This is a genomic window from Ruegeria sp. CDSC025 (genome assembly GCF_059610805.1).
In genome coordinates, this window is the sequence record NZ_JBXWOJ010000006.1 from 128,301 (window position 1) to 142,319 (window position 14,019).

Genomic DNA, 14,019 nt, shown 5'->3' on the forward strand with positions numbered 1-14,019 from the left:
CGGATCAGGCTGCGTGATCCTGGACCATGACCTGATTGCGTCCCGCCTTTTTCGCAGCATACAGGGCTGTATCCGCAGATTTTATCATGTTGTCCAATGGTGCGGGTGGGATGCCCCGGCGAAACGTGTTGTCATCAGCTGTAATGAGGCCGATGCTGATTGTCACTGCGATTGGTTCGGCGGCCTCGGATAGGTCAAATGGACACTGGCAGATGTCGTCGCAGACGGTTCGTGCGATCCCCAATGCTCGAGGCCCCGTAGTTTCAGGCAGACCGATCAAGAATTCTTCGCCACCGATCCGTGCCACAAAGCCGTCAGAACCAATGGAATTGCGCATGCGCCTGGCTGTTTCGATCAAGACCTGATCGCCTCCGGCATGGCCAAACTTGTCGTTGATTGATTTGAAATGGTCCAGATCGGCCACCATCACGGTAAACCCGAGCCCGGTCTGCGCAGACTGCCGGGCGATTTGCTTCAATGCTCGCATTGCATAGCGGCGGTTATGCAGGCCGGTCAGTGGATCCACCCAGGATTCCGCGATGCCACGCCGCAAAGAATCCCGCATCTGGTCAATTCGGCTTTTGCGGGCGAGCTGGTTATCAAGCCGCAACAGAGTTTCACGGGGGCAGAGCCCCGCCATACAGATGGCATCCGCGCCACGATCCAGCGCTTCGGCAGCCAGAGACGCGTCATCCTTTCTCAAGATGCCGATCAGCACCGTGTGCCGTGTTGCCCCGCGCGATTTCAAATCCGCCAGAATACTCAGGCCTGAAGATTCGCCATCAATTTCGACAATAATCGCGTCCGGGATGGGGCCGGAAAGCAGGCGGTGAAGGTTCGATATCGTGTGAATTGACAGACTGTGATGCGTATGTTCGGACAGCGCCTTCTGCCAAAGCGCCCCGGTTTTAGCGGATTGCGTCAGTAGGGCGGCGCGCGCAGCTTTGGGTGGCGTAGCAAAGGCGCTTGTCGCTTCAGCAAATCCCAAACATGGCGATCCGCTATTGTCTTGCAATTCCTGCGTATCGGCGCGTGCCCTTAGCAAGCTGCGAACCCGAGCTAGCAACAACGTGTCCTTGAACGGGTGCGCCAATACATCGTCCAACCCATCTGACAATGCCCTCAACCTTGCGGATTTGTCGTTTTGCGGCGCGATAGCGACAATGGGTATATCCGCCAGATCCGGGTCGGCCATTACCACTTTCTTGACATCTGCCGCCGTTCCATCCGGCAATGACTGCGCGGTTAAGATCAAATCGGGGCGCACACGTTTCAACAGCCCATCAAGACCCCGCAGATTTTCCCCCTGTGCGACGTGATACCAGGCCGCGGTAAGCTGTACCTTCAGCATAATTCGATTGGTTGAGGTCCCGTCCAGGACAAGGATCGTGCCTTGCACCGACATATCAGTCACCGTTGATTGCATGCGTTGCTAAAGTGTTTATGACTCTGGTTAACAAACCCTTTCCAATATCAGATCAGGGGCTTCTTTATGCCAATTTCCGCTCAATCCGCCGAAACGCTGGCGCTGAATGCCCTTGCCTGGCTTGTGGGCAATGATGACCTGCTGCCTGTATTTCTGGGTTCGACGGGGGCTTCGGTGCAGGACATAAAAGACAGGGCAGCAGAGCCGGAGTTTCTGGGCTCTGTTCTGGATTTTCTAATGCTTGACGATTCGTGGGTAGTCGAGTTTTGTGACGTCAATTCTGTGCCGTATGATCAGCCGGGCCAGGCCCGCGCCTTGTTGTCTGGTGGCGCGGAAGTTCATTGGACCTGAAAGCCTACCGGGCAGGAGTTTCACAATGCCAATCCAAGCCATCCTGTTCGACAAAGACGGTACCCTGTTTGATTTCGCGGAAACCTGGGGCACGTTCGGGCGCAATTTTTTACTGCGAGTGACGAACGGAGATCATGCCCGGGCGGCCGAGCTTGGGCAGGTGATCGGCTTTGACCTCGAACAGGTTGCCTATTCTGAGGACAGTGTTGTCATTGCGGGCACCGTCGAAGAAATTGCCGAGGTTCTAGAGCCGCACCTCCCGGAAATGCCGCGCGAAGAGTTGGTGGATCTGTTGAATGCCGAATCGGCCTCATCTCCGCAAGCCCAGGCCGTTCCGCTTATCCCGTTCCTTGAGGGGCTGCGTGAGGCAGGGCTGAAACTGGGTGTTGCGACCAATGACGGAGAAATGCCCGCATCCGAGCATCTTTCGTCTGCAGGAATCCGCGAACATTTCGATTTTGTCGCCGGTTATGACAGTGGGCACGGATTCAAGCCAGGCCCGGGTCAACTCTTCGCCTTTGCTCAGCATGTGGGGGTAAACCCAGAAAACATAGCAATGGTGGGCGACAGCCTGCATGATCTGCAGGCCGGACGGGCAGCAGGTATGAAGACGATCGGGGTTCTGACGGGTCTGGCGCGTGCAGAAACGCTCGAAGCGATGGCGGATGTCGTCTTGCCAAACATCGGACATATACCTGCATGGTTGTACGAAAATGCGTGATCGGGCTGTGAATTCGGCGGTTCAGACGTCGAAACCGACATAGCCTGTCGCAGACAGAGCGGCCAACAGTACGCGTTCGGGGCTTGCTTCTAGAAAGCCAAGTTCCGAGGAGTGTCCAATGGCCGACAAGAAAGCACGCAGAGGTCGCAGCGGAGGACGGGCCGGTGCCGCCGAGAGACGGGGCGCAGCGGTTATTGATCAGATGCCGTGGAGCCTTCCGATCAACACCGACAAACCAACCGAACCGTTGGACGAGATTGGCGTTGCGGCGATCCATGAGGGCGCAATGCGGATTCTCGAAGAGATCGGGATCGAGTTCTACAACGAAGAGGCAATCGGAATCCTGCGTGAGGCCGGATGTACGATCAACGGCGACAACGTTCGAATGGGCCGGGACTTTGTCATGGAAATGGTGCGTAAAGCCCCAGCCACCTTTACCATCACACCGCGTAATCCCGACCGCGCAATCGAGATCGGGGGCAAAAACCTGCTGTTCGGAAATGTGTCGTCCCCGCCGAACTACTGGGATATGGAGATTGGCACCAAGGTACCGGGAAATCGCGAGATGTGCCGGAACCTGTTGAAGCTGACTCAGTATTTCAACTGTATCCATTTTGCCGGCGGATACCCGGTCGAGCCAGTGGATATACATGCCAGCGTCCGGCATCTGGATGTTCTCTACGACAAGCTGACTCTGACCGATAAGGCGATGCATGCCTATTCGCTGGGCAAGGAACGCGTCGAAGACGTCATGGAAATGGTGCGGATTGCAGGGGGTCTGAGCCATGAAGAATTCGAAGCCAAGCCGAGGATGTATACCAACATCAACTCGACCTCGCCGTTGAAGCACGATCAGCCCATGATCGACGGTTGCCTGAGGTTGGCGCGGCGCGGGCAGGCGATTGTTGTGACGCCGTTCACCTTGGCCGGGGCGATGGCCCCCGTCACAATGGCCGGTGCAGTAGCGCAATCCCTGGCTGAGGCTCTGTGCGCGATTGCATTGTTCCAATATGTGCGACCAGGGATTCCTTGTGTCATCGGTACGTTCACCTCGAATGTGGATATGAAATCTGGTGCTCCGGCTTTTGGAACGCCGGAATACATGCGGGCGACACAGATGACCGGCCAGATGGCCCGATTTTACGACCTGCCCCTGCGGTCTTCGGGTGTCTGCGCGGCAAACGTTCCGGATGGCCAATCTGTGTGGGAGACCTCGAACTCATTATGGGCGGCGGTGCAATCGGGCACCAACATGGTCTATCACGCTGCAGGTTGGCTTGAGGGTGGCCTGATCGCAAGCCCTGAAAAGTTCATTATGGATTGCGAGATATTGCAGCAAATTCAGCGGTATATGCAGCCGGAATTGACGGCAACCGGCCCTGATGAGATTGCTCTGGATGCGATCCGGTCAGTCGGCAATGACGGGCATTTCTTTGGCATTCAGCACACTCAGGACCGCTATACCACCGCGTTTTATCAGCCGTTTCTGAGTGACTGGAAGAACTATGAGGGTTGGGAAGTCGCAGGAGGCGTCTGGACCGCTGAGCGCGCGCATCACATGTTCAAGGAAATCATCACCAGCTTTGAAGCTCCGGCAATGGATGAGGGCATCCGGGAAGAGCTTGCCGACTTTGTTGCACGACGCAAAACCGAAGGCGGAGCGCCGACAGATTTCTAGCGTAATCTCAGTCACTTCCACTTCGATACTTGCGTGAATTCTATGTGGTGACGCCCGCGTGTTGGGTGTTTGTTAACAAATTTCAGAGCACACTGCGTGAGAAACCAATTTGAGGTCTCTTATGCATGGTCTGATCAACCGGGCGATTCAATCCTTTGTTGCGGTGACCTACGGGCAGCCGTGCTGGATGCGCGTGATGGATTCAGCCGAACTGGGCTTTGCCGAGTTCGAGGCCATGCTTGTTTACGACGATGATATTACCGAGCAGGTATTGGATAAGGTATGCACGGTCCTGAAACGTTCACGAAGTGACGTTCTTGAAGACCTGGGAACGTACCTTGTGTCTCATCCCAACATGGAAGACCTGCGCCGTCTGTTGCGATTTGGCGGTGTCAGCTATCTGGAATTTCTCCATTCGCTTGATGATCTGTCAGACCGGGTCAGATTGGCCGTATCGGATCTAAATCTTCCGGCACTTGAATTGCACGAGCTTTCACCGACGGAATACAGATTGTCCTGCCATCCAGGCCTGCCTGGCTTTTCAAGCGTCATGGTTGGTGTATTGCGCGCGATGGCTGATGATTACGGGGCTCTGGCTATGCTATCGCATGAGGGCCAGCAGGGTGAGATCGAGTTTATCTCAATCGTTCTGGTAGAAAGCGCTTTTTCAGAAGGTCGGCATTTTGATTTAGGGGCGCGAAAAGCATGATGAACACGAATAATCTGACAGAGCTTTTACAAACCCTGTGCCCAATGTTTTTGCTGGTGAACGAGGATGGGAAAGTGACCCGCGTCGGATCAACCTTGCAAAAGCTGCGCCCTGAAAAGCCGATGGAAGGTCAGAGCTTTCTGGATATCTTTGAGCTGCTTCGCCCTAGGGCGGTTACCACAGTTTCAGGCTTGATGTCCCAGGCCGGCACCAAGTTACAGCTCAGGTTCCATGACGCCCCGCGCACAGCATTGAAGGGCCTTATCGCTCCGCTGCCCGAAGGTAAGGGGGCGGTCATCAATCTGTCTTTCGGAATATCGATTTTGGATGCGGTCCGGGACTATGCCCTGACCAGTGCGGATTTCTCGGGCACTGATCTGGCGATCGAATTATTGTATCTGGTCGAGGCGAAATCGGCAGCGATGGAGGCGTCCAGATCTCTGAACCTGCGCCTTCAAGGGGCGATGCTTGCCGCCGAGGAAAAGGCATTTACAGATACACTGACGGGGCTGAAAAATCGCCGGGCGATGGATGTTCTATTGGATCACATGATCTCGTCCAAATCTCCATTCGCGCTGATGCATCTGGATCTTGATTTTTTCAAATCGGTCAATGACCAATTCGGGCATGCCGCGGGCGACTATGTGTTGCAACAAGCGGCGCGGATCATGGGTGAGGAAACCCGCGGAGACGATACAGTGGCGCGTGTCGGCGGGGACGAATTTGTAATTATATACAAAGGATTGACGGACGAGGGTGTTCTCTCTGCAATCGCCAGCAGGCTGATCGAACGTCTGCGGGAAACTATGATGTTCGACAACGTGTCGTGCCAGGTTTCAGCCAGTATAGGCACGGCGCTTTCGACCCAGTTTCCATCGCTTAAACCGGCTGAGATTTTGCATGCGGCAGACCTTGCCCTGTATGCGGCCAAGCGAAATGGCCGGTCTCGCCACTGTCTATATTCGCAGCTTGTGGATCACTCACACAGATAGGTTTCCCCCTAAAGGAACCGGCAAAGTGTATGTGGTCAGATGACTCTATTTCGATGAAGAAAAAGCTTTGAGAACGGACGCTATGTGTTGCTGCACCAGTGGCAGTTCACCCACTACCGGTAAAACCTGTCCCTTGAACTTGGCCTTGCTTAATTCTTGCGGCACATCCTCAAGAACATGGCCACCCGCGCAGGCAAAAAATGGCAAACACAGGGTTTGGGCGCCGGTTCCTGCGGCGGCCACAGAAATCGAAGGGGCCTCTTCGACAAACCCAAGGCGCAGGGATCCAAGTGGTATCAGTTGCAACAAAGCGTCGCCGAATGCCGTTGCAACGGCGGAAGGGTTTCTGCTGCGGCCCGATCCATGCGCAGCGATCACAAGGTCCGTTTCTTGTGACCGCCAGTCTTTGTCCTGCAGCGTTCCCTCAAGGGTTTGCGCGACCAACTGGGGCAATTTCGGGTCCGCGCCCAAGGGATCCAGAATAGGGTTTCGGCGGTCACCAATACGTTTCGGCAGCACATCTGTGACAAACCACCCTTTGGCCATGAATAGGGGATAGATGACGGCGTCGCCGGGAATCTTGTCCAGTGTGCTGTCAAGTGCCCCGGGGGCTGCCAGCGTTGCAGAATGAACCGAAACACCGGCACACAGGGCATTTACATCGGCCGCATAAGCCGCCAAGGCCGCTTCGGCTGGTTCTGGGTCAGAAGGTTGGCCATGGGTAACGATAAGGGCGTGTGTCATAAATCTGTCCTGTCCGCTTTAGCGATAGGTGCGCCGCGTCGTGTAAAAGTCAATCCGCCTGCGGCACCGTCAGCCCAATAGGGTCAGCCAAAACCAGACGCTCAGGATAGATACTGCCGTCCCCAACAGAACAGAGGATGCAGCAACCCGTTTGGCGCGGCCATAGATGTTTGCAAAGATATAGGCGTTGAAGCCAGGGGCCATGGCGGCTGTCATCACTCCGGACCGGAATAGATCCTGTGGCAGTCCAAGGGTGGATCCGAAAAGCCAGAAAAGGCTCGGGTGCAGCAGCAGAGAAACGCCGCAGACAAAGGCGATCGCCCTTAGGTCACCTTCGGGTCTGTATTTAACCAGAACGCCCCCAAGCGCGAACAGCGCGCCGGGAAGGGCCGCGCGGGTCACCAGGCCAAGGGCATCATCCACAACGGCTGGCACGCCGAGCCCGGACAGATTTACGATGAAACCCAGTGAGATCCCGACAATCAGAGCGTTGCGAAACATCGCGGTCAGGACCGAGCGAACCATTCGCGATCCTCCGTGGCCCCGGTTCCGGATCACCTCCATTACCGTGATGCCTAGGCCGTAACAAAACGGCGAGTGAAAGGCGATGACGGCATAATTGCCCGTAAGGCTTTCAGGGCCATAAGCCCGTTCAGTAATCGGCAATCCCAGCAGGACGGAATTGGAGAACAGGCAGCAAAAACCGATTGCGACGCAATCCTCCCATTCGCGGTTGAAGATCAGTCGCGCGCCGAACAGGCCGGCACAAAAGCAAAGCGCAGCAGCAAAGTAAAAGCTGATCAACAGCTTAGGATCAAAACTGACACTGAGGTCGAGATGTGAAATCGCAAGAAACAGAAGGCAGGGGATTGCAAAACCCTGAGTGAACTTCATCAGGCCATCAATGTGGTTTTCCTTGAAGTATCCAAGAAGAGTGGAGACGTAACCGGCTCCAATAACAAGAAAAACTGGAAGGATGACTTCAATGAGATTTTGCAGCATGTCAGCGTTCCGCAACAGTTATTCGCGCGGGAAAGGATATCTGCATGATCTCGGCCAGGGCTCTACAGAGCCTGATGTATCACCATGCCGTCATAAGCAGGGGTGATGTTGTCTGCGGTTTCTGCGTCGACTGCGGCATAGTCAAGATCGATATGCATGTTGGTCAGAACCGCGGTTTTTGGTTGCAACAGGTCGATCCAGCCAAGGGTCTTTTCCAGATGCGCATGGGTCGGGTGCGGGGACCGGCGCAGCGCGTCGATCACCAGACAGTCCAGACCCTCTAATGTGGTCCAGGCATCGTCATATATCTCTGCCACGTCCGGCAGGTAGGCCAGATTGCCCATTTTGAAACCAAGCGCGTCGATTGATCCGTGGTTCACCTTGAAGGGGTGAAACGGGATAGGGCCTCCGGGGCCAGTGATCTCGAACGGGCCGTCGATTGTCTTGAGGTTGAGGATCGGCGGGTAGGGTGAGTTTTCGGGTTGGATGAAGGCATAGCCAAATCGGCCCAAAAGATCATTCTGGGTGTCGCCATCAGCCCAGACCGGCACCCGTTCGCGCATGTTGAAGACAATCATGCGCAAGTCGTCAATGCCATGGACGTGGTCGGCATGGGAATGGGTATAGACCACCCCGTCCAACCGCCCGGTGCCGGTGTCCAGCAGCTGGCTGCGCATGTCAGGCGTTGTGTCGATCAGAACCGAGGTGGTGCCTTCGGGCCCGTCACGTTCGACCAGCATCGAGCAGCGGCGGCGGATGTTCCTGGGGTTTTCGGGGTCGCAGTCGCCCCAGTGACCGCCAAGACGTGGCACTCCACCTGACGAGCCGCAACCCAAAATGGTGCAGCGCAGCGTGGTCATGCCGCCGCCTTGTAAGAGGCGACCTTGGTGAAAAGTCTTTCGAAATTGGCCTGCGTCTGCGCCGCGAAATCGGCATAGCCCATGCCAAAGACCTCGGCGCCTTTGCGGGCGGTATGGGCGGTATAGGCCGGTTCATTCCGTTTGCCGCGATACGGGGGGGGCGCCAGATAAGGTGCATCGGTTTCAACCAGGATGCGGTCTACTGGCGCATTTGCGAAAATATCGCGCAATTTCTGGCTTTTGGGAAAAGCGGCGATGCCCGACATGGACAGGTAAAACCCAAGATCCAGGGCGGACTGTGCCAGCTCGGCCGAAGACGAAAAACAATGCATCACACAGGAATAGGGGGCATTGCCGTGTTCTTCGGCCAGAATGCGGGCCATGTCTTCGTCCGCCGCGCGCGCATGAATGATCAAAGGCAGTCCGGTACGCTGAGCGGCCTCGATATGAACGCGCAGGGATTGCTGCTGAACCTGCGCACTGTCGGCGGTATAGTGATAATCCAGCCCGGTTTCACCGATACCAACAAACTTGGGGTGCTGTGACAGTGCCACCAGCTCGTCCACAGTTGCCATCGGTTCATCGGCTGCACTCATCGGGTGCGTGCCTGCCGCGTAGAATACCGGCGCGTGAGCCTCAGCGATGGCGCGCACAGTGGGCTCGTTCCTCAGCCTGGTGCAGATCGTCACCATCCGGGTCACACCGGCTTCGGCCGCATTTGCGACGATCAGGTCCAACTGTCCTTCAAAATCGGGGAAGTCCAGATGGCAATGGCTGTCGGTGATTTGGGGGGTGTCGCTCATCTGTTCTGACCGGCGGTTTCCTGTATCTTGAACACCGTATCTAGGACCAGAGCGGCAGGGTCAAGGTTCACCGCCTGCCCGTGGCGGGCGCGGGCGGTGATCTGGGCTGCGGTTTCCGCCCAAAGGCGTGCCTGCTCCGGCGATCTGGACAAACGGGACAGGATATCACCTTCGTTTGGCGCGGCCTCTGGCGATGGCGGAGCACCAGTCGCACCGGTCACAGCAAGACGTGACAAGGCAATGTCGATCAGCGTCAACAGCAACTCGAACCGTTCGGCTGCTCCGCGCTGTGCGGCGGCCTCGGCCAGAGCCAGAGCGCGTAGTCTGTCCAGCCGGGGCAGGGTGCCCAGGATCGCGATGAGCTCGGCATATATTTCGAGTCCGCTCAGGTTTATCAGGCGGACGGCGTCCCCAACGGACCCGCTGGCCAGAGCGGCCAGATGGTCGGGGTTTCCAGTCAGCTCAACCCCGGTCTGCGTCAGTGCGGCGTTCATATCTTCCGCGTTCAACGGCGAAAGGCGCAAGGTACGGCACCGGGATCGGATCGTGGGCAAAAGGCGGGACGGTTGGTGCGAAATCAACAGCAGCGTTGTCCGCGCAGGCGGTTCTTCGAGCATTTTCAGCAATGCGTTGGCGGCGCTGATGTTCATTTCATCCGCAGAATCTACGATGACGACACGGCGGCCCCCATCGGCCGAGGACAGGCCGAAGAACTTCCCAAGTTTGCGAATGTCGTCCACAACGATTTCATTTCGCAACCTGCCCTGATCGTTCACGGATCGTTTGATGGCGGCCAGGCCAGGCTCGGCACCAGCCAGAATACGATGAACAACCGGGTGATCTGGTGGAACCTCAAGCGTTTCAGGGGGAGGTGGCGCGCCAAACAGCCCGTCCTCTTCGACAGCCGGGGTCGCCAGCAGAAACCGCGCGATCCGCCAGGCCAGCGTCGCCTTGCCCACACCTCGGGGGCCGGTCAGCAGCCAGCCATGGTGCAGGCGATCAGAAGCATAAGCGCTAAGAAAGGCCTGCTCGGCCTCTGCCTGCCCAAACAGATGTGGCGTTTCGCGCGGATGAAGGGCACCGGGTGCCTGGTCCGGGATTGGGATGTCGTTGTTCATCAATCGTCTGTCACAAGGCTTGCATGACGATATCTGTCACATCGCGGGCAACGCTGTCCATGTCCCTATTGCCATCGACCAGGCGAAACCGGTCGGAAAATTCATCCGCCAGTTCCAAAAAACCGGCCCGCATCTTCTGTTGCAGGTGAATGCCGAAATCCTCGAACCGTTCTTCAGTGCCCTGCCGGCCCTTGGCCCGAGAGAGGCCGGTTTCAGGATCCATGTCGATCAACACGGTCAGATCCGGTTCACGTTTGATCATCAGCTTATGCAACTGATCGACCAAACCACGCAGGTCGCCGCGTGATAGGCCCTGATACATGCGGGTGCTATCGGCGAAACGGTCGCATATGACGATCTTGCCCGCTGCCAAAGCGGGTTCAATGGTGCGTTCCAGATGGTCGCGCCGCGCAGCAGTGAACAGCAGGATTTCCGTCTCAGCTGACCAGCGATCGGGATCGCCTTCAAGAACCAGTCTGCGGATTTCCTCGGCCCCGTCAGAGCCGCCAGGTTCACGCGTCAGAACGACATCATGCCCGAGCTCGCGCAAATGCTCGGCCAGCATACGCGCTTGCGAGGATTTGCCTGATCCGTCGATGCCTTCGAAGGTCAGAAATAACCCGCCTGCCGTCACATCGCGCCCAACGGGTTGCCAATGACATCTTTCGCGACAATGCCGCCAACTGTCATAATCCGCACGAAGAAACCGCCCTTTTCGACGCTTTCCGCTGCAACCAGAGGCCTACGGATCTCGGGCAGGCCATCGGGTTTGATGACAAGCTCAGCGATTTCCTGTCCTTTGGCGATGGGGGCCTCAAGCGGACCGTCATAGACTATTTCTGCCTCAACATTCTTATCCCCGAGAACAGGCAGCAGCAGTGTCAAATCCTCATGCGGGACAAGATCAACCGTTTTCGCGGTGCCCATCCAGATATCGGCTTGTCCTATCGGTTTTTCTGCTTCGGCAAGCTGCCTCTCGACAAAATTGCGAAACGACCAGTTAACGACGGCCTCAGCCTCCTCTGCGCGGCGGGCGACGCTGTCGAGCCCCGACAAAACGAAAATGACCCTGCGATCCCCCTGCTGTGCCGATCCTACAAGGCCATAGCCCGCTTCTTGCGTGTGGCCAGTCTTTAGCCCATCCGCACCAATCCCAAGTTTCAGTAAGGGATTCCGGTTACGCGAATTTGACGGCACCCGGTTGTCGAATTCGAACTCTTCCTCGGCGAACAGAGGGTAATATTCGGGAAAGTCGCTAATCAGATGGTCGGCCAGAATGGCGAGGTCATGCACAGACATCATGTGGCCTGCGGCTGGCCATCCGTTCGAATTCGCAAAGTTCGAATTATTCATGCCCAGCTGTTGCGCGCGTTGGGTCATGAACCGGGCAAACCCAGCTTCGGTTCCGTCCGGGCTGAGGGCTTCGGCGATAACAACACATGCGTCATTTCCTGACAGGACTATGATCCCGCGCAGCAGGTCTTCGACCCGGACACGGTCCTGCGTGTTCAAGAACATACTTGAGCCCTTATAGCTGGTCGCATGTTCGGAAACCGGAAGTTCCTCATTCAGTTCCAGGCGACCGTCCCGCAGCGCTTCGAATGCTACAAACAGGGTCATGAGTTTGGACATGGAGGCGGGCGGCAACGGCTGGTCTGCGTCTTTGGACAAAAGAACGGTTCCTGTCGTTTGGTCCATGACATAGGCAGCACGGGCTTGCGTATCGAAAGCTTGTGCGGGCAGGGCAAACATAGCCAAACTGAGGGTCAGTACAGATGATCGAAATGAGGACAGCACGAGGGGGACCTCCTTTTGCTTAATTCTTCACGGTATAGGCGTCAGAAAAGCCCAGATCTTTGACGTCGCTTTGCATTGCGTTTCGTTCCGCCCGCGTCAAAGCAGGACCAACGATCACCCTCCAAACGGTTTTGCCATTGGCTTCGAGTTTTTGAACTTTCGCAGGCAACCCGTTTCGCCGAATTTTCTCGGCAGCACCTTCGGCATTTTCTTCAACTGTGAAGGTGCCCACCTGAATAAACGGTTTTGAAAGCGATGAAACGGAGGCAGCCTCAGTGCTGGCCGCGGTTGCTGCCGGGGTAGGGGCGGCCTCTTCGATGGCCGCTGCAGCGCCCTCTATCGGGTCCAGAGGTGTTTCGGTGATTTCGTCGGCAGACTTCTTTTGCCACCATTTACGCTTCGGTGCAGCCTCGGCTGGCGGCGTGACAGTGGGATCGGTCAGATTTGCGGTTGGTGCTGGCTCAGGCGCCGCCTCGATAATCTCTGTTGCCACCTCATCGGCCTTTTCTGCGGTTTCAGCCACGGCTGCAGCTGTCGCAGCACCAGCTGCGGCAACTGGAGCCTTCTTTTGCCACCATTTACGCTTGGCTGGTTTATCAACGTCTTCGGACACATCTGCCGTGGTCTGGCTATCGGTTTTCTTTTCCTGAGGTTCAACCGCCTCAGCCGTTGGGGTCTCTTCGGGTTCAGCGACCCCTTCGGGCTCAGGAGCTTTTTCTTCTACTTTCTCGGCAGGCTTGCGTCGCAGGGCAACAACTTCAACCCGAGTCGGTGCGCCTGCGAGGATACCCAGTTTCGCGGCGGCAGTCGAAGACAGTTGCAGCGCAGGGCCCGGCAAGTTGCGTTCGCGGCGGAAAAGTGCGCCGGTTACGGATTTGTTGTTCTTTGTATTCGTTATCCGAACACGTTCAGGCTGTGTAACGTCCGGGTGCGCGACCCAGATTCCGCCCAACGAGGGGCGCCCATCCCACAAACCGGCTTCGGTGACCTTGAAGACATCAGGAGCTTCAACATCATCACGCGCGTTCCCTGTCGTTTTGGGAAACAGCTCTAATTTGCCATCGTCCTGCACGCTTTCGTCCGCCTGCTCGGTGGATGTTCCACCCGATGTCAGGGCCTCGTCGCACCCTGACAGAGCAGCAACTGTTATTACCAGAACCGCCAGTGCCCGCGGTTTTGCGCGTGTCGTGGTCGCTCGATCCATATTTGCAATCCCTTGCCTGTAAGGGGCCTCTTTCATCGTACCCCGCCGCCGATCGCTGGTTCTGAACTGCCAGCCTGTCACGGTCTTTCACGCAAAGCATAGCCTGCACGTTCGGCCATGGAAAGTCTGCTGCACAGGCTTCGGCAAGATTTCCCTATTTGGTCTTGCCACCGTTTAAAGATAGCCTTAGACCCGGCCCCACGCGGGGAGGTGGCAGAGTGGTCGAATGCGGCGGTCTTGAAAACCGTTGGGCGTGAGAGCGTCCCCAGGGTTCGAATCCCTGTCTCCCCGCCACTCATACTTGTTTCACTTCAGTTGTGTTTTCTGATCCGGAATTGCACCGCAATTCCCGCGAGTTGGCGCATGCGCTTTCAATCAGAGACGGAGCAAACCGTACACTCAGAACGCAATTCAGGCCTCAGTCTCAATGGCGCATTTTGGCGGGGTCGCTTTGGGAGGGATTTCCCTGATATTCGGCAATTTACGGGGAATTTTCGTGAGATGGGTCTGGAACCCAGAGTTTCTCCTCTCAGAAATGCATGTTTTTCAAAGGTCTATGCTGCAAATTCCCAAAAAGGTGGAGCAGGGAATTGTTCCGTCGGATCAGGGAGGGC

At 56.6% G+C, this 14,019-nt stretch carries 14 protein-coding genes and 1 tRNA gene; 6 read left to right on the plus strand and 9 right to left on the minus strand.

Annotated elements, in window-relative coordinates; all coding sequences use genetic code 11:
* Nucleotides 1-4 precede the first annotated feature (4 nt).
* Entirely contained in the window at nucleotides 5-1,426 is a 1,422-nt protein-coding gene (locus AC2FH8_RS10990) for a diguanylate cyclase (RefSeq protein WP_496689766.1), read from the minus strand.
* A gap of 66 nt (nucleotides 1,427-1,492) precedes the next feature.
* On the opposite strand from AC2FH8_RS10990, the gene AC2FH8_RS10995 reads away from it, so the two are divergent.
* From AC2FH8_RS10995 to AC2FH8_RS11015, 5 genes are all read left to right on the plus strand, one after another.
* Nucleotides 1,493-1,777, plus strand: coding sequence for a DUF3572 domain-containing protein (locus tag AC2FH8_RS10995; RefSeq protein ID WP_142634849.1), 285 nt, complete (start codon nucleotides 1,493-1,495; stop codon nucleotides 1,775-1,777).
* Between the two features lie 25 nt (nucleotides 1,778-1,802).
* Nucleotides 1,803-2,498 (plus strand): HAD family hydrolase, encoded by a 696-nt coding sequence (locus AC2FH8_RS11000; RefSeq protein ID WP_271950155.1) that lies wholly within the window; start codon nucleotides 1,803-1,805, stop codon nucleotides 2,496-2,498.
* A 118-nt stretch (nucleotides 2,499-2,616) separates the two neighbouring features.
* Nucleotides 2,617-4,176 (plus strand): trimethylamine methyltransferase family protein, encoded by a 1,560-nt coding sequence (locus AC2FH8_RS11005; protein WP_281994861.1) that lies wholly within the window; start codon nucleotides 2,617-2,619, stop codon nucleotides 4,174-4,176.
* A 121-nt stretch (nucleotides 4,177-4,297) separates the two neighbouring features.
* Nucleotides 4,298-4,885, plus strand: coding sequence for a heme NO-binding domain-containing protein (locus AC2FH8_RS11010; protein ID WP_271950151.1), 588 nt, complete (start codon nucleotides 4,298-4,300; stop codon nucleotides 4,883-4,885).
* Nucleotides 4,882-5,877 (plus strand): diguanylate cyclase domain-containing protein, encoded by a 996-nt coding sequence (locus AC2FH8_RS11015; protein WP_281994860.1) that lies wholly within the window; start codon nucleotides 4,882-4,884, stop codon nucleotides 5,875-5,877. Before AC2FH8_RS11010 ends, AC2FH8_RS11015 begins: the two co-directional genes overlap by 4 nt.
* A 45-nt stretch (nucleotides 5,878-5,922) precedes the next feature.
* Here AC2FH8_RS11015 and AC2FH8_RS11020 read toward each other — a convergent pair whose 3' ends face one another.
* The 8 genes from AC2FH8_RS11020 to AC2FH8_RS11055 form a co-directional block, all read right to left on the minus strand.
* Nucleotides 5,923-6,621, minus strand: coding sequence for a CbiX/SirB N-terminal domain-containing protein (locus AC2FH8_RS11020; RefSeq protein WP_496689767.1), 699 nt, complete (start codon nucleotides 6,619-6,621; stop codon nucleotides 5,923-5,925).
* A 69-nt stretch (nucleotides 6,622-6,690) separates the two neighbouring features.
* Complete coding sequence (locus AC2FH8_RS11025; RefSeq protein ID WP_496689768.1) at nucleotides 6,691-7,623, minus strand: AEC family transporter; 933 nt, start codon at nucleotides 7,621-7,623, stop codon at nucleotides 6,691-6,693.
* 62 nt (nucleotides 7,624-7,685) lie between these two features.
* Nucleotides 7,686-8,483, minus strand: a complete 798-nt coding sequence (locus AC2FH8_RS11030; RefSeq protein ID WP_142634836.1) for an MBL fold metallo-hydrolase — start codon at nucleotides 8,481-8,483, stop codon at nucleotides 7,686-7,688.
* A complete protein-coding gene (locus tag AC2FH8_RS11035; protein ID WP_496689769.1) occupies nucleotides 8,480-9,286 on the minus strand; it encodes a TatD family hydrolase in 807 nt (268 codons plus the stop codon). The genes AC2FH8_RS11030 and AC2FH8_RS11035 overlap by 4 nt, the downstream gene beginning before the upstream one ends.
* Nucleotides 9,283-10,404: a DNA polymerase III subunit delta' gene (locus AC2FH8_RS11040; RefSeq protein ID WP_271950141.1), complete on the minus strand. Its 1,122-nt coding sequence runs from the start codon at nucleotides 10,402-10,404 to the stop codon at nucleotides 9,283-9,285. Before AC2FH8_RS11040 ends, AC2FH8_RS11035 begins: the two co-directional genes overlap by 4 nt.
* A 10-nt stretch (nucleotides 10,405-10,414) precedes the next feature.
* On the minus strand, nucleotides 10,415-11,038 hold the full coding sequence (gene tmk, locus AC2FH8_RS11045; protein WP_271950139.1) for a dTMP kinase: 624 nt from the start codon (nucleotides 11,036-11,038) through the stop codon (nucleotides 10,415-10,417).
* Nucleotides 11,035-12,156, minus strand: a complete 1,122-nt coding sequence (locus AC2FH8_RS11050) for a D-alanyl-D-alanine carboxypeptidase family protein (protein ID WP_271950137.1) — start codon at nucleotides 12,154-12,156, stop codon at nucleotides 11,035-11,037. Before AC2FH8_RS11050 ends, tmk begins: the two co-directional genes overlap by 4 nt.
* Nucleotides 12,157-12,220: 64 nt before the next feature.
* Nucleotides 12,221-13,405, minus strand: coding sequence for an SPOR domain-containing protein (locus AC2FH8_RS11055; RefSeq protein ID WP_496689770.1), 1,185 nt, complete (start codon nucleotides 13,403-13,405; stop codon nucleotides 12,221-12,223).
* Nucleotides 13,406-13,609: 204 nt separating this feature from the next.
* Here AC2FH8_RS11055 and AC2FH8_RS11060 point away from each other — a divergent pair.
* Nucleotides 13,610-13,699, plus strand: a tRNA-Ser gene (locus AC2FH8_RS11060).
* Nucleotides 13,700-14,019 lie beyond the last annotated feature (320 nt).